The following is a 16,330-nucleotide window of genomic DNA, read 5'->3' on the forward strand; positions in this document are numbered from 1 at the left end:
TAGTTATCCGGCCAGTAGGGGGAAGGTGACGCCAATCGCCCAGGCGAACGCGATCGCGTTGGCGATCCCAGCAACCCAGGGATGGCCGGTGCGCTTGTAGGCCCAGGTGCCGATTGCACCGTAGACGAGGAAGAACAGCAGGATCACCGGCACGATGATAACGAGGAAGAACAAACGTCCGAAATCGAGCCCGACGGCGAGGCCCAGCGACAACAAGAAGACCATCTTCGAGGCCGCGTAGGCGCCGCGCCCGGCACCTGGTCCGCGCATCAGCCACTCGTCGGCAAGAAAAAACGGGACGGTACCGATGAGCATCGCCAAGATGAGGGCGATCCGGTTCGGCCCCGGCATGAAGGAGGTCACGTAGGTATCGATTGGCAGCACGAGCCCGACGAAGCCGTAGAGGGTGACGGCCAACGCTCCGGCTGCCAGAGCTCCGACCGCCACCGGGGACGACGCGCTTTCCTGCGCGGTCACAGATCGAGACCGAATCCGCCACAGGCATCCTGCGGTGAGCAGACCGTACATCGCAAAATGCGCGACGAGGTAATCCGCGACTAGGACTGGGAGGATATGGGTCGGCAGCACCCGCAGGATGAGTGGCGTCGCGACGGCGGGGATTACGAGCGCCGGCCACAGGCGCCGCCAGCCGAGGCCAGCTCCGAGGGGCATTCGGCTCACCACGGGTAGGAGATGCGACGCAGGCCATGCCAGCGCCACGACGCCCGCAAGCAGCAATAGGATCCAAGGACCACGCCGATCGGGCGCCCCCAACATGCGAGACGACATCCCGAAGACTCCGTCGAGCCAGGTGACGGCCTCCGTGAGACTGGCACGGGCATACAGCACGCCGATGTGCTCGACGCCTTCCGAGACCGCAGCGCGGCGCGCTGTGCCGAACGCGACATCGCCGTAAGTTGCGTTTTCGCGCGATGGCTCGGGTGCTGAGACCAGCCCGACCGCTCGAAGGGCCTCACGGCGCAGGCCCCCTTCCCAGCCGCCAACGATCACCAGCAAGTTGCGCGGGCTCTCCCGCGTCACAGCAGGTGAGAACATCGAGACCGCGACTGTCGTTGCCACCCAGGGCAACGCCTGCGCGACGCGGACGACGATATCCGACGCCATGGAGTGGCCGAGCAAAGCAACGCGCCCATCTCCACGCATCCGAACCTGCTCCGTGACCTGCGCCGTCACTGCCACCAGATTGCGGGTGGCACCGTCCTCCCTGGCGATGCTACCGGTCAGCGGTGCCGGGTTGCGACCGTGACCAGGAAAATCGAAAGTCACCGCGACGTACCCGGCATGCGCCAGGGTGGTCGCGAAGGGCAGCATCAGCTGCTGCGATCCAGCAAAACCATGGGCGATCACTACGACAGGGCCGGGTTGCCCAACCTGAGTACGGAAGATCGTAACTGGGGTCCCGTCGATCGAGATCGCCTCGATTGCCAGCCTGTCGGTCTCCGCCCGCAAGTGCCAGAGTGCTGCCGTGATCGCGCCGAGCGCAAGGGCTGCCACCGCCGTACGGAAAGCCTTGTACGGATAAGACAGCCTCATGGCAGCCTAGGTCGGCGTGCCGTGACCGTTCGTCCTCGGGCGATAGGTATGAGGAGATGCGACAGGAGGCGATGGCGCAGTTCATGCCAATGCCGTGGATCGAGGCGCTCGTCGCCATCAACGCGGAGATTGTCGCCTGCCAGAAGCGACTCCTCGCCCATGTATCCGCATCGTCGTTTGGCAGCGGGGGGAGGACACGTCTCAAGACGACTGGCCAAACGCGCTGACTGCATATTGACTCGATCGCTCGAAGAAAAAAGCTGCAAGGAGGTGTCCACTTCTGAGGAGCGCTCAACGCAAGCACTTGTCGAGAGCCTGGTCCAATCAGCCGTGGCCCGGAGCGTCGACCCGAACGGCCGGTTTTGCTCGTGTCATCAATCCAGCATGACGTAGTCTGGCGCAACGCGGACGGCGGAAGTTGGCCGAAGGCTGTCGGTCTGCTTCCGAGACGATCTGGCGCAAAAGCTGACGATCCTCCTACGACGCATAGCGGGCCTTGACGGCTGTCACGGACGGAGGCCCACGAAGGCTTCACGCCTACTGCCAGAGGGCATTGGCCTTTGAACCACGACTGAGCCTCTTCACTTCGGCGTCGCCGATCTCGGGCGAGCGATTGCATTCTACGAAAGGTTGGGAGGGTTCCGGTGTCAGAGCGAGTCCGTAAGTTCTAATACAGGTTGTTGCGGATCTCCGCTCGAACATCACAGGATCTTTGTATGGCCGATGTCGAATATCGGTTACGGCGCGAGGGGCAGCCGCTTCGCCTCTTGGGAGCCCTCCCATGATCGCTCAAGCGCAAGTACGGGACGAAACCAAGCGACGCCCTTGCTACCGAGTTTACTGGTTACGCGGGGATGGTCGGATCGATGGAGCGGAGATCATCCGTTCCGAAGATGACGGTGAAGCGATGACCACGGCTCGTGGTATGGCTGATGGGCGCAGCGTCGAGGTATGGGATCGCGAGCGATTCATCGGGCGCTTGGATCATCATATCAGCTGATTGTGCGAGCCGGGCCGATCCTCGGGTACCGTGACTGGGATTCCGCTTCCTTCTTCAACGAGCGCATTAAACTCGTCCACAACGAAGCAACCCGCTAGCCCCACGACCGGCGGGCTTCTGTTAACCATATTGGAATCCCCGGCAGTCGGGGCTTGAATCCTGCCTTTCGCTGCTGATCTAATTTGCGTGGCCGTGGTGCATGCACGCACCTAAGCTTCCAAATGAGCAGTAGTAAGATGATACTAGAAGATACCGGACCTCAGGTTGATTCCGTCCGATTGGCTGGTGAGGTTGTCGCCGCGTACATCTCGAACAATTCCGTGCCGGTCGCTGAGTTGGCTGGTCTGATCCGAGCCATGCACGACACCATCGCTTCGATTGCTTCAGGTTCGGCTGCCAGTGCCGCCGAATCTCAGCCAGAAGTTGCACGACCATCCCCCGCCCAGATCCGCAAGTCGGTTCAGCAGGACGGTCTGACCAGCTTCGTCGATGGAAAGACATACAAGACGCTCAAGCGGCACCTGACCGCCAATGGGCTGACCCCGCAGACCTACTGCGAGCGCTACGGTCTTCCGGCCGACTACCCAATGGTCGCCCCCAGCTATGCCGAACAGCGATCAGCGCTGGCCAAGGCGATCGGACTGGGGCAGCCCGGTTCACACACCAAGCCTCGTGGGAAGGCGCGCAAGGCAGCTTGAACCGCACGGTTCTTACCCCTGGAACCGTGAGAGCCCGCTGGTCCAAGGACCGGCGGGTTTCCTGTATCGACGGGTGGCGCCTACGGTCGCCGAAGTGCCGCCCCATGCCGCCCAGGAGCTGCTCGACCGCGATCCTAGCTTCCGTCGAGAGCTGCCGGCGGTCGCGGCGCAGCTCGACCACCTTGACCCCGATCCGCACCTCGGCGAGCAGATCGGCCGTCCATTCCGCATCGTCCGGCGGTAAGGCTGCGAGACGCGGAGCGAGCAGTCCGACGAGGTCCAGCATGATGGCGGCGAGCTCCAGACCGCTCTGCGCGCCGTGACGCTCGGCGGCCCGGGCGAGGCTGCGCCGGTTCACGGCCTGGAGGCGGGGCGCCGACCACCCGGCCCCGACCGACCGGACGAGGCGTGTCACCAGCGTGGCGACCCACATCCCGACGATGATCGAGAGCGCGGAGTTGGCGAAGGCAGCGAAGTCGCCGGTGTAGCTGCTCTGAAGCGCGATCACGGCCGAACCGTTGACCGCAGCACCCATCGCCATCGGCGCCGTCCGCGGCTGCGTCATGCAGACTCCGCACAGGATGAGCGCCGGCGCCAGCGCCAGGGCCAGCATCTCGAAGCTCGTGGCCTGCGGCAGAACCGCGAACAGGTAGATGGCGGCGACGACGGCGCCGAGCACGGCCGAGTTGGCGAAGCCAAGGATGGACGGTGCAGGGTCGTCCTGCGTGGCGAAGAAGCAGCAGCCGACCGACGCCATCATCGGCGCGCCGGAGCCATCCGGCCAACCGGTCGCGATCCAGATCGAGCAGGTGAGCAGGACGACAAGGAACACGCCGCCCGCGGACAGAAGCGCCATGCCATGGTCACGGTGACGGATCGTGCGCGCGGCGGCGGTATAGCGAAAGGCGAGTTCCTCTCTGACGGGCGTCCCGTCGACGATGTGCCTTTGCAGGAGCCTGGCATCCTGGCGCAGGTCGATGAAGTCGCGCAGGCGCGCCACCAAGCTGGCGAGCACCAGGTCCGGCCAGGCGAAGTCCTTGTGAAGGACCGGATCGACCGCGTCGGCTGCCATCCGCGCGATCATCGATGCCCGCCCGAGCTACGGCTATCGCCGCGTCACCTTATTGGTGAACTGGCTCTGCGCTCACGCGGGGAGGCGAGCGTAAACGCCAAGCGAGTGCTGCGCATCCTCCGGGCGAACCCCAACGGTCGGCCTCAGTGTCAATTGCGCCGCTCCGGTCTCTTGTTCGGATCGGCCCGACCAGCGGCCAGGGCGGACAGGTTCGGTTCCGCGAGGGTGGTCTGCTCCCGCGCAGAAACGATGCGAAGCTCGTACAGCTCGGTGCGTCCTCGTCCATGCCCGCGATGACCGAGATGGCTGTTATTTTAGAAGCAAGCATGGCGCGGAAGAGTTCATCGTCAATCAACCGCGATCCAGGCGTCATAAGCCTTCGCAACGGCACCAGACCATCAACTCATGAATTTTCTAAAGTATGTTTCCTTCATGAACCATCCTAAAGAGCTCAGCGTTTTTGCTATAATCTACGTTAACACTGAGTAACACAGGTCCTGCGGTATCGAAGGCCCTCGCAAGGGCTGGCGCTAAGTCGTCCGGCCCAGAAACCTGGATGCCAGTTGCCCCAAATGCCTCAGCGTATTTAACAAAATCAACAGGACCTAGGTCCGTACCTGAATGGCGGCCATATTTCAGCTCTTCCTGCGCTGCCACCATGTTGTAGCTCCCATCGACCCAGATCATATGAACGAGGTTCAGTTTCAATCGCACAGCGGTTTCAAGTTCCATTCCTGAGAACAGGAACCCGCCATCGCCCGACACAGAGAGAACCTTTTCATGCGGACGAACGATGCCTGCCGCAATACCCCAGGGAAGCGCGACGCCCAGTGTTTGTTGCCCGTTCGAGATTAGAACCTGACGGGCACGGAAACTAGTTAAATAGCGAGACAAGTATAAACTAAACGATCCCATGTCGGAGCAAAGGGTGACGTCTGGCGTTAAAATCTGCTGCAGCTCGGCGATAATCCTCAGCGGGTGAACCGGCATGCCACCTTGCTCGGCTGCTTGCTTAAGCAAACGAACCCGATCTTCAGCAATCGCACTAAGCAATACCGACGCTTTTTTAGACAATTCCGAACGTTGAAGTCGCTTACCTAGCTGATATAAACTTTCCTCAATACTGCCAACCACTTCCACGACAGGATTGTAATGATTTTCTATTTTTGCGGGTATAACATCAATATGGACGATGGGACGATCCGAACCCTTATTCCAAATTGATGGCCAATACTCAACGGCGTCATAACCAATGGTTACAACGACGTCGGCCGACTCGAGAAGCTCATCGGCTGGCTGATTAGCAATCTGGCCAACTCGGCCACCAAACGCCGCAAATTCCTGCTCAGAAATCGCGCCTGCGGCTTGGAAGGTACCAACTACCGGCAGCGATGCCTTGTGCAATAGCGAGCGAATAGCTTGTGAAGCGTTTGGCTTGCTCGCCATCAAGCCGAGGAAAACGACAGGATTCTTAGCCTCGTTGATGATGCGAGCTGCTTCAGTAAGAGCGACTTCGGAGCCCGCGCCCAGGCTGACGATACCGCGAGAGGCAATTGGGACACATGTCGCATTTGCCAGCATAATGTCGATAGGCAGCCCAACGAAGGCCGCGCCAGGTCGCCCAGATTCAGCTGCGCGAAACGCCGCGGATAAGATCTCAGCGGTAGCGCTTGGCGAGTCAACTTCGGCGGCAAATTTCGTAACAGGTTTAAGGAGGTCTATGGAGTCGAGCGTCTGGTGAAGCGATTTCAATCTGTCGGCTACGGCGACTGACCCGCCCAGCGCGACGATTGGATCTCCCTCCGAGGTAGCTGTTGCGAGACCTGTCGCCAGGTTCGACACACCGGGCCCCGAGGTGGCAATGGCGACACCCGCCTTGCCAGTCATTCTGCCGATACCCCCAGCTATAAAAGCAGCATTTTGTTCGTGACGGCAGACCACCGTCTGGATGGATGAATCGACCAGACGATCGAAAACTTTGTCGATTTTTGCTCCAGGCACACCAAAAACATGTGTGGTCCCGTGCTGCTCGAGCATCTCAACGACAATATCCGCGCCGTTGCGATCAGATTTTATCATGTTATCCATCTTGATCTCCAGCTTAAGTAAAAGAGCGATTATGATCCTTCCGCGGCCGCAATTCTCTGTGCCATATCGGGCGAACTGAGCTTGGCGTTGAGGAAATTTTCGCTCTGAGGAAGCTCGACGTGGAGGCCATGCATTGGGCATAGCTGCGCTTCCGCTGCTTCGATCTCAAAGTCGAGGACATGACCTCCGGTTTTACGATCTTCAGTTAGAAAATGGAGGTGAAAACCGGGAACACCGAGCGTTCCAGCGTATGCTGGCGTACGAAACCCAGCGAACGTTCCGGCGACGTTCGTCAGGATAGTCTCAGCTTGACCCTTGGCGGCATCCTGCAGAGGAGGAAAGGGGCGCTTCTGCTCCCGTACCGTCCGAACTGTTATGCGCGAGAAGCGACCATCAATTCGGACAGCAGTAAACAGATTATCCTGCGTCGCGGCCGTAAGCCGGTCGATCGCAGTATTTTTGCTGATGCGGCTCAGGGAAATTCGACTGTCCGCTTTGAAAAACGTTACAACTGCAAATGGCGTTTTCTGGTCATCGGAGACCGGACGTGCACTGCCGTCGGAGCGAAGTTGATAGAATATGCCGTCGAAGCCCACCATCTCGCCGTCTAAGTCGTTGAATGTCCCTAGTCCAAAATCACCGTGCTGATGCAGTTCACCGTATGTTGTTTGCCCTTCATACACCCCGTCAACAAGAGCAGACATTAGAGATGTCTGGTATAATTCCGCAGTTTTAACAGCGTCTATTTGGCCGCTGGCAATTGATGCCGGCCCAATAAGCCCTAACGTGCTTTTTTCGTCGGATATCATGTTCACCTACTCTGACATAGCGGCCTAGAACTAAGAAGCTAACTCAGCTTAAATCGTGCCAAGTTGTGCTTTTTTTGATACTGTAAGTCGATATATACAAAATTTCGATCCGATTGAATTACCAGCTCTGCTCACAAATAGTCTTTCAAAGCTTGAGGCTACGGCGAAAACCGGCGCGTCCAGAACCGCAAACTGGTTCGTCGGCAAGTTTGGTGAAGAGGCAGCTGGGTGGTGGTAGGGGTCGTTGCTACAACGAAGATTGTGGTGATCTGACTATGCCCTCAGCCGAGTCGCCTCTTCGGCGTCGCGAGACAATACTGCCGCGGAGTATCTCCGCCGAGGCGGAGCGCGATTATACTCACTATCTGACCTATCGGAGCATCAGCAAAGTGACGATAGGATGTATCGACGAAAGGTCTCCAATCTACCGACCGGTGGCAACATCCAAGTGTTAGTGAATAGGGTCGAGAATGAGGAGAGGTTCGTGTCCAGCGATACAATCAGGCAAGCGGCGATGTAGGTCCGGCGCGGCACATAATCGTTTATGTGTCGGGATGCCTAGGTCAACGCGGAAGGAGGTTCGTCTTTGCGAGATCGACCACCGCATCGCCCCGGCCACTCAGCACCGCACGCAGCAGCCACAGGCTGAAGCCCTTCACCTCTTCCAAGCCGATGGTGGGTGGCATCGAGAGTTCCTGGGTCGCGGTCACCACATCTAGGAGAGCCGGACCGTCGTGGGCCAGCACGTCGTCGATGGCCTTTGCCAGATCGCCCGGATCCTCCACGCGAATCGCGTGGATGCCCATCGCCCGCGCCATAGCGGCAAAATCCGGGTTCTTCAGATCTGTGCCGAGTCCTACGAAGCCGGCGCTCTTCATCTCCAGCGCAACGAAACCAAGGACGCCATTGTTAAAGATCACGACCTTCACCGGCAACGCGGCTTGCGTGAGCGTTATAAGATCGCCCATCAACATGGTGAAGCCGCCATCGCCGGAGAGCGAGACCACCTGGCGACCGGGCTGTGCAGCCTGGACGCCTATCGCTTGCGCCATCGCGTTCGCCATCGACCCATGCGTGAGCGAGCCGATCATACGCCGACGCCCGTTCATGCGGAGATAGCGCGCCGCCCAGATCGTTGGGGTACCGACATCGAAAGTGAAAGCCGCATCGTCTGATGCCGCTTCACTGATCAGCCGAGCAAGATATTGCGGATGGATCGGCTTTCTACCGGGTGTGCCCTGGGCGAGATGGTCTAGGTCTTTCCGTACCGCCTGATAGCGCTTAATGCTATGGTCGAGGTGCTGTCGGTCCGTCTTGACGGTTAGGCGGGGCAGAAGTGCTTCGATTGTATCTCTTACGTCCCCGACGAGGCCGAGGTCGAGCTGGGCCCGCCGCCCGAGCTGTTCGGGTCGGATATCAACCTGCGCGATCCGGCAAGAGCTCGGTAGGAACTGCTTATAGGGGAAGTCAGTCCCAAGCATCAGGAGCACGTCACAGGCGTGCATGGCCTCGTATCCGGACGCAAAACCGATGAAGCCGGTCATCCCGACATCATAAGGGTTGTCGTGCTCCACATGCTCCTTGCCGCCAAGGGCGTGCACGATCGGGCTCTTCAGCATCTCGGCCAGCGCCATGAGTTCAGCATGCGCGCCGGCGCAGCCGCGACCGCAAAACAGAGTCACACGGTCGCCGCTGTTCAGGAGGTCGGCAAGGGCATCAAGCTCAGCCTCGCCGGGTCGCACTCGCGGCATCGCAGGCAGAAGTCCTGCCACCTTCGACAGGTCGCGCGCCGGTGCAGGCTTCAGAGCGACGTCGCCAGGCACCACGATCACGGCGACGCCACGCTGGCCGACCGCCGCTCGGATCGCATTCTCGAGCACGAACGGCATCTGATGCGGGTCGGAAACTAGCTCGCAGTAAACGCTGCACTCCCGAAACAGCGTCTGCGGATGAGTTTCCTGAAAATAGCCGCCACCGATCTCGGCTGAGGGGATCTGCGCCGCGATGGCGAGGACAGGGGTCCGCGTTCGCTGGGCATCGAAGAGCCCGTTGATGAGGTGGAGGTTGCCCGGACCGCAGGAGCCGGCACAGACCGCCAGCCGACCGGTGATCTGCGCCTCGCCGGCGGCTGCGAAGGCTGCAACCTCTTCATGCCGAACATGGACCCATTCGATAGCGCTTTGGTGCCTCAGCGCTTCTGTCAAACCATTCAGGGAATCGCCGACGACGCCGTAGATTCGCTCGACGCCCGCGCGATCCAGCGATGAAACGATAAGTTCAGCGATATTGCCCATTAATATAATCTCATTCCGGAGTGCCGTTGAGGATGGGGCAGTAAAATTGATGGACGCACATAGCTGGAAATTGATCTGCTGGATTGCACAAAAAACGCGATTTTTGTCGAAAATCGCTGCTCCACCGGAGCTATAGATCGTGCGTAGGCACTTTTGGCACGATGGTGCGTATAACGATTAGGACGCTTTGGCGAGTTTTGTATAACATTGTACGGTTGAGCAGACTATTCTCCTAGGTAAATTCGAGGCTTATGTTTCGTGGAGGACCCCTGTGTCCGGTCAGCCCAAGCGGTCGGTTAATCTGGGGCAGGGTCGGTCTTGGTCCGCATGATCGTCCCCAATCCGCCCGGCGAGAGCCCGCACACCGAATGGCGATAGGCATCCGTCCCGCTGAGATTGGGGGTGCCTAAAGGCTTGCTTCAGGTCAGGATTTATCGAGCGACTATCGCGCGGCTGCGCTTGCATTCTTCGCCAAGCGGCGCGTGACCTGAGTTTGCGGGCATGAGGCTGGCGACACAGGTGAGGCGGCCCTGTATGACATCGAGGCGATCGGCACGCTTTCAGTGCAGGCCGCCCCAATGGCGGAGCCAACCAAAGGTGCGCTCCACGAGCCAGCGCCGTTCCAGAACGACGGAGCCTTTCTGATTGGTCTGCTTCTCCACGACGCGGCAAGGCATGCCATGGACGTTGCACCGGTCCTGGCAGCGCTCGGCCGCGTAAACGCCGTCGAAGTGGGCCAGGCACAGGCTGGGTTATGCCTCCTTGCCCTCATCGAGGCATAACGCCGTCAGACGGGGACGCAGCCAGGGCTGCACGTTTTGTGGGCCGCGACCTTCTAAAGTTCTATCGCGATCGATGATGGTGGCCATCTGCCCGACCTCTGCATAAAAGCAAGTGACTCAGATCACACCGAGCCAACCTAGAACGCCCGGCGATGGCAGAGACTGATGACCCGAATAGCTTTCTCGCCTTGGAGATTTCGGAGAAGACAGGGACCGATCGATTTGGTCAACGCTGGCGCGTCGCCTCGATCCCGAGGTGATGCGCCATCAGCACGAGGTCCGCGAGCGAGCGGGCCTGCATCTTCTCCATCACGCGGCGCTTGTGGACCTTGGCGGTGATCTCCGTGATCCCGAGTTCGGCGGCGATCTGCTTGTTCATCAAGCCGCCGATCGCACATCGCAGCACATCGCCTTCCCGCGCCGTCAGCGCTCCGAGGCGCCTGGACAACGCGTCCTGAAGGCGGCCGGCCCGCAGGGCGGCGGCGTCCATCTCCAGCGCGCGATGGATGGCCTCGAGCAGCACGCCATCGCCGACCGGCTTGGTCAGGAACTCGACCGCTCCTCCGCGCATCGCCCGCACGGTCATGGGGATGGTCCCGTATCCGGTGAGGAAGATGATCGGCACGGTGCAGCCGGCATCGCGCAAGGTCTCCTGGACCGTCAGACCGTTCTGCTCGGTGAGGCGCACGTCCAGCAGGATGCATTCCGACGCTTCGCGCGTCCGGGCGATCGGCAGCGTGGTCGGATCCCGATGGGCGACCGCCGCGAGACCGGCCGACCTGCACAGACGCGTCAGCGCGCTGCGCACAGCCGGATCGTCGTCGACGATGTGAACGGTTGCTTCCTGCATGTCACTCGCAGCGTTAATTGGGTCCGATCCGGGGGCAGCGACCCAGGAGGTTCCCGCAATGCAGTGCCGCATTTGTGTCCACGGTGAACGTTTTGCAGAGCACTAGCATTCGGCTGATGACGACTTCGCTTCCGTGAGACCGGGTCGTCGGAAGGCTAAGAGGGGCGTCATCGACCGGTCAGAGATAGCGGTGGGTTCACCCTTCAACCTTTGCGGGCGACTGAATTTGAAGATAAATCTCTTCTACGATGTCTCGGTATACATAACAGTGAAACGTCCTCATGTGCGAACTGAATCCCTTTCATGGAGGATAAATTGATTTTACGCCGGGTGGATTTGAATTTGTTCCGCGTATTTGAGGCAGTTATGCACCATCGAAGCGTAAACGGTGCGGCTAAGGAACTAAATCTTACAAGCTCTGCAATCAGCCATGCTCTTGCTCGGCTTCGACGTGTTTTAGATGACGAGCTATTCGTTGTTGGAAGCGCTGGAATGGAGCCAACACCACGTGCTTTGGAATTGGCTCCAAGCATTAGCGGTGGAATGGACAATTTTCTTACCACTCTAAGTGAAGAATATTTTGATCCTGCTCGCTCCGTTCGAACCTTCACTTTGGCAGCGACCGATTACGCTGCTTCGGTACTGATCCCTCCCCTTATTCGTTTTCTATCTGAAAATGCGCCTCAAATTTCTATTCGCGTTTTCCCTGCCAACCAATTCGATGCTCTAAAATTTTTGGACGAACGGCGAGTAGATCTTCTTGTAGGCTGGTTCGCCAACATACCCACTAGGCTTAAAAGGACACGTCTTACCGTAGAATATGGTGACCTCGTTGTCCGAGCGGGGCATCCAATCTTGAGCACTCCGGTCACGATCGAACGACTTTTCGATTTCCCGCATGTGGTTGTTGAGCTAACTGGGAGTGGTGAGCAAGGAGTGGCTGGTTTCCTGAACGACCAGGGGATGGCACGCCGAACTTGGTTTGATCGCGTCGTCATTGAAAGCGTGGCTGACAACGGCCTAGTTGCTCACGTTCCCCTAACTGTTCCGCACTACTCTGTCGTACCTCACATATTAGCTCAGACCGACATGATTGCTACTATGCCACGACGCATGGTAGCTGAGTCGATCCGGGTCGGAAGTCTTGTTCGCTTAGATATTGATTATAAGACTATCGAGATTTCAGTCGAAGCGGTGTCGCATCGACGAAGTTCGAGTAATAGTAGCAACAAATGGCTTCTTTCTACGCTAAAAGATGTTTGCAAAAATATTTGAATATATTTTTTTTACAACGGCCGTATTTCGCCGGCCGATATGGTGAACTTAATCGTCAGCGAGATCGACGGCAAGATCTACGAGCGCAAGGCCGTCGTGGTAGTTGGCTATAGCCGCGGCTTGGCTCGGAGCGTGATGCGTGTCAGCTCGGATGGTGTCCCAAGCCGCAAGGCGAAGCCTGGCCACAGCCCTGTGCCGTTGTTGACGTAGAGCGTCATGGCGCCGACCGCGTAAGCGCCCGAGACGAACCCGTTGTTCGCTCGTGCTACCAGCCGGTCGAGGCCCCAGATCATGCCGCCGTGGGTATGCCCAGACAGTTGCAGGGCTACGCCCTTCGAAGTCGCCTTTGTCGCGTCCCTTGGCTGATGGTCGAGTAGGACGATGGGAGCGCCCGACGGTGCCCCGGCCAGCGCTTCGTCGACGTCATGGGCCAGTTGCCTGGAATGTGAAGCCGACAGGTCGGTCACGCCGGCCAGCACGACGGCCTCATGACCGCGCCTCAGGACCGTATGCTGATTTTCGAGCACGCCCATGCCGAGGTCGGCGTAGTGACGCATCCACGCCGCGTATTCGAAGAAGTACTCGTGATTGCCGGGGATCACCCAGACACCGTCCGGGGCGCGAAGACCGCGCAGCGGCTCGACATCGTCGCGACGCGTTGCGAGGGAGCCGTCGATCAGGTCTCCGGTGACCACGATGAGATCGACACCGAGCGCGTTAGACCGTGTCACCACCTTCCGTGCCCACCTCTCCGGGAAGAGGCGACTAAGATGCAGGTCCGTCAGTTGGAGGAGGGTGTAGCCGTCGAACCCGCCCGGGAGGCTGTCGATCTCGACAGTAACGTCCTTCAGCGGCGGCACCCGCACGGCCTGCTGCACGGCTACCGCCGATAGAAGCATAGCCAACGCCGCCTCGGCATAGCGTAACCCGGCGGGGATCGCCCACCCGCTTCCCGGCAGGAGCCTGATGGTCAAAGCTACAAAGTCGAGCGCCAACTGCATCGCCGCCGCGAAGAAGATCGCCCCAAACGCCCAGTTGAACAGCACGATCAGCACCCGCGGGAACTCGGGCGCGAAAACTGACCCGGACGAGACTCGGCTCCACAGGTGGTACTGGGACGCGATCAGTAAGAGGGTGGCGATGACAGCCTTTAGCGCGAACGGCAACGGCATGGGCCAGAGCACTCTTGCGATGACGAACATGCAAGGTAGACCGAAGATCAGGTGGAACATGCACTCGTATCGGTGACGGACGCCTATCGGCTCGGGACCGGCCCAAACCCCGGATCGAACAAGGCCATAGCACCGGCACCACTACGTGGTGTGCATCAATCTGCCCCACACTAACCGTCAGGTGCTCCTGAACACGATCCTCGTCATGATCGATAGCACCGTTACGCGTATGGGCCGTCGCAACCGTCGCTGCGGACGTCTGCTTTCTGGGAGCGTCCGCGGCTCCTTAGATGACCGAGATGGGCGCAAAGCGGAACGACCGCTTTCGCACCCATCGGCGATCCGGCATCGCGTAGGCTGACCGATTGCGGTCTGTCCGCTTCGTGACAAGGCTGCCGAGTAAGCAAACGATCTCCTACCGACCCGATCTCGCCGTTCAGACCATTTCACTGCCTGCCGAGTAAGGAGACGTTGGATCAGGGCCACGCGTCATCTTTCGCCGCCGTACAGGGTCCGACCGAAGAGCGCGAGCATTGCGCTCCAGCCACGCTCGGCAGCGGCATGATCGTAGACTGGAAAGTCCGGCATCATCCAACCATGAGCGGCCGGATACGTTTGCGATGTATAGCGTACGCAGGCCTCCGTCAGAGATCGCTGCAGCCGCTCGGCCATCGCAGGCGGGTAGCTGCCATCGTTCTCGGCAGCGCCGATGTAGACCTCCGCCTTCAGCTTCGGCGCGAACAGGTGGGGGCTTGTGGTCGCATCGGTCGCGAGATTGCCCCCGTGAAAGCTTGCGGCTGCCGCGAACCGCTCCGGGTAGGTTCCCGCTGTGGCTAAGGCCATGCCGCCGCCCATGCAGAAGCCCACCAACCCGACCGCCCGACCTCTGACGTCGTCGCGCGTGTCGAGATAAGCGAGCATGGCCTCTGCATCTTCCGCGGCCTTGAGGGGACTGGTTGTCGCCATCAGCGGCCCGAGGACGGCGCGAAAGTCACCTGCGAACACCTCTTTGGGCACGAATGGCCCGTAGGGTCCGTAGCGGTAGAAGAGATCCGGCAGCAGGACGATGTAGCCAGAGGCAGCGAGCTGCTGTGCCATGTCGAGCATCGCCGGCCGGATACCACCAGCGTCCATGTAGAAGATTACCGCGGGCCATGGTCCGCCGCTGGCGGGGATCACCACGTGCGAAGGGCAATCGCCATCGCGTGTCCGGATCGTGACTTGTTCGATTGGCATGAGGGGCTCCTCGGCGGGACGTTTGCGATGTCCGCTTTGAACCACTTGCGACCGTCAGCCAATGGACCACAAACCATCCGATCCAGTTGCCCTTCTATGACTTACAATCTCTGGTTGGATAATTAAGAGGGTTTAGACATAATATACTATAAGACACATTCCGCTCAGTATTAACGATATAAAAACGCGTACATGCCAAGCATAGTATCATTATACCTGCTTGGTTAGATCGCATGCTTAAGGTCATTGGCTGCTTCTCCGACTCACATGATTTTTGGCTCGTCGGTCTGGCGGCTGTCATGTGTGCGCTCGCTGCGATCACATGCGTCGAGCTGCTGCGCCACGCTGGCAAAGCAAGCCCGCGGATGCGCGCGATCTGGCTCGGCGTCGCGGCCGTGGCCGGTGGCTCCGGCATCTGGGCGACCCACTTCATCGCTATGCTCGCGTTCGAGCCAGGCCTACCGAGCGCCTATCACGTCGGCCTGACCAGCCTCTCGCTGGTCTACGCCATCGCCCTGACCGGGCTTGGCCTCACTATCGCGCTCGCACGCGCCATTCCGTTCGCAGCCACGCTAGGCGGAGCGATCCTGGGGCTCGGCATCGCGGCCATGCACTACACCGGAATGGCCGCGTTCGAGATCGCTGGTCACATCGTTTGGGATCCCGCCCTCGTCGTGGCTTCACTGATCCTCGGCGGTGTGCTCGGCAGCGTTGCCCTCCCGGTCGCCCTCGTAGGCGAGAGCCTGCGCGGACGCGTGACTGGCGCGCTGTTGCTTCTGCTCGCGATCTGCAGCCACCACTTCATCGCCATGGGTGCAGTCACGATCGTTCCTGATCCGAGCGTCCTGATCTCGGAGAGTGCCATTCCGGCCCGCTGGCTCGCGGTCGGCATCGCCCTGGCGAGTTTCGCCATCCTGTTCCTCGCAAGTGCGGCGCTGGCCCTCGACATCCGCGACCGGCGGCACGTGGCGCTGGAACGGGATCGCTTACACAGCCTCGCCAACGCGGCCGTCGAAGGACTGGTCGTGTGCCGGGGTGACCTCATCGTCAGCGCCAACGACAGCTTCGGCAAACTCGTTGGCCTCGCTGCGACTGAACTCGCCGGGTCAGCGCTGTCGCGGTTCCTGCCTGAAGCTGCAACCCGCCTCGCGCTGATTGAACCGTCGGATCAGCTGATCGATGCCGAGCTGACGCGCGCGGACGATGGCACGATCCCGGTCGAGTTGATCATGCGTCCGGTCACCTACGGCAACCAGCCGCACTATGCCGTGGCCGTGCGCGACCTGCGCGCTCGGCGACGGGCTGAGGGGCAGATCGAGTTCCTCGCCCATCACGACGCGCTCACCGGGCTCGCCAATCGCGCGAGCTTCAATCGTAAGCGGTGTCTGGGGCCGCTCTTTCGGTTGGCATGACGAGTTTGGATGCTGATGGCCATTGCCGGGGGGGCGTGGGGATCGGCTTGTGTCTGGACTTGAGCGTAGGTTTGAGCCGAGGCGGCTG

At 60.0% G+C, this 16,330-nt stretch carries 11 protein-coding genes and 2 pseudogenes; 5 read left to right on the plus strand and 8 right to left on the minus strand.

Features of this window, described 5'->3' with window-relative positions; translation table 11 throughout:
• Positions 1–3: 3 nt before the first annotated feature.
• Positions 4–1,554 (minus strand): alpha/beta fold hydrolase, encoded by a 1,551-nt coding sequence (locus FV228_RS00430; RefSeq protein ID WP_147852781.1) that lies wholly within the window; start codon positions 1,552–1,554, stop codon positions 4–6.
• A gap of 781 nt (positions 1,555–2,335) precedes the next feature.
• Here FV228_RS00430 and FV228_RS00435 point away from each other — a divergent pair.
• Positions 2,336–2,554: a hypothetical protein gene (locus FV228_RS00435; protein WP_147852782.1), complete on the plus strand. Its 219-nt coding sequence runs from the start codon at positions 2,336–2,338 to the stop codon at positions 2,552–2,554.
• A 236-nt stretch (positions 2,555–2,790) separates the two neighbouring features.
• The gene (locus FV228_RS00440; protein ID WP_147852792.1) at positions 2,791–3,252 is read left to right on the plus strand and encodes a MucR family transcriptional regulator; all 462 of its coding nucleotides are present in this window, start codon (positions 2,791–2,793) and stop codon (positions 3,250–3,252) included.
• Between the two features lie 91 nt (positions 3,253–3,343).
• Here the strand turns inward: FV228_RS00440 and FV228_RS00445 are convergent.
• A pseudogene (locus FV228_RS00445) lies at positions 3,344–4,318 on the minus strand (FUSC family protein); the annotation flags it as partial.
• A 4-nt stretch (positions 4,319–4,322) separates the two neighbouring features.
• Between FV228_RS00445 and FV228_RS33910 the strand changes: the two are divergent.
• Positions 4,323–4,453: pseudogene (locus FV228_RS33910) on the plus strand (IS3 family transposase); the annotation flags it as partial.
• Between the two features lie 285 nt (positions 4,454–4,738).
• On the opposite strand, the gene alsS reads toward FV228_RS33910, so the two are convergent.
• From alsS to FV228_RS00465, 4 genes are all read right to left on the minus strand, one after another.
• A complete protein-coding gene (gene alsS, locus FV228_RS00450) occupies positions 4,739–6,412 on the minus strand; it encodes an acetolactate synthase AlsS (protein ID WP_147852783.1) in 1,674 nt (557 codons plus the stop codon).
• A 29-nt stretch (positions 6,413–6,441) separates the two neighbouring features.
• Positions 6,442–7,221 carry an acetolactate decarboxylase gene (gene budA / locus FV228_RS00455; protein WP_147852784.1) on the minus strand — a complete coding sequence of 260 codons (780 nt, stop codon included), beginning with the start codon at positions 7,219–7,221 and terminating at the stop codon, positions 6,442–6,444.
• 563 nt (positions 7,222–7,784) lie between these two features.
• A complete protein-coding gene (gene poxB / locus FV228_RS00460) occupies positions 7,785–9,521 on the minus strand; it encodes a ubiquinone-dependent pyruvate dehydrogenase (RefSeq protein ID WP_147852785.1) in 1,737 nt (578 codons plus the stop codon).
• A 1,002-nt stretch (positions 9,522–10,523) separates the two neighbouring features.
• Positions 10,524–11,147 carry a response regulator gene (locus FV228_RS00465; protein ID WP_147852786.1) on the minus strand — a complete coding sequence of 208 codons (624 nt, stop codon included), beginning with the start codon at positions 11,145–11,147 and terminating at the stop codon, positions 10,524–10,526.
• Positions 11,148–11,450: 303 nt separating this feature from the next.
• On the opposite strand from FV228_RS00465, the gene FV228_RS00470 reads away from it, so the two are divergent.
• Positions 11,451–12,422, plus strand: coding sequence for a LysR family transcriptional regulator (locus FV228_RS00470; protein WP_147852787.1), 972 nt, complete (start codon positions 11,451–11,453; stop codon positions 12,420–12,422).
• Between the two features lie 107 nt (positions 12,423–12,529).
• Here the strand turns inward: FV228_RS00470 and FV228_RS00475 are convergent, their stop codons facing one another.
• Positions 12,530–13,654 (minus strand): metallophosphoesterase, encoded by a 1,125-nt coding sequence (locus tag FV228_RS00475; RefSeq protein ID WP_147852788.1) that lies wholly within the window; start codon positions 13,652–13,654, stop codon positions 12,530–12,532.
• A gap of 429 nt (positions 13,655–14,083) precedes the next feature.
• Positions 14,084–14,830: a dienelactone hydrolase family protein gene (locus FV228_RS00480; protein WP_147852789.1), complete on the minus strand. Its 747-nt coding sequence runs from the start codon at positions 14,828–14,830 to the stop codon at positions 14,084–14,086.
• Between the two features lie 233 nt (positions 14,831–15,063).
• Here FV228_RS00480 and FV228_RS00485 point away from each other — a divergent pair, with 233 nt between their 5' ends.
• Positions 15,064–16,242: an MHYT domain-containing protein gene (locus tag FV228_RS00485; RefSeq protein WP_348644990.1), complete on the plus strand. Its 1,179-nt coding sequence runs from the start codon at positions 15,064–15,066 to the stop codon at positions 16,240–16,242.
• The last annotated feature ends 88 nt before the right edge of the window (positions 16,243–16,330 follow it).

This window comes from Methylobacterium sp. WL18 (assembly GCF_008040015.1).
Lineage (GTDB): Bacteria > Pseudomonadota > Alphaproteobacteria > Rhizobiales > Beijerinckiaceae > Methylobacterium > Methylobacterium mesophilicum.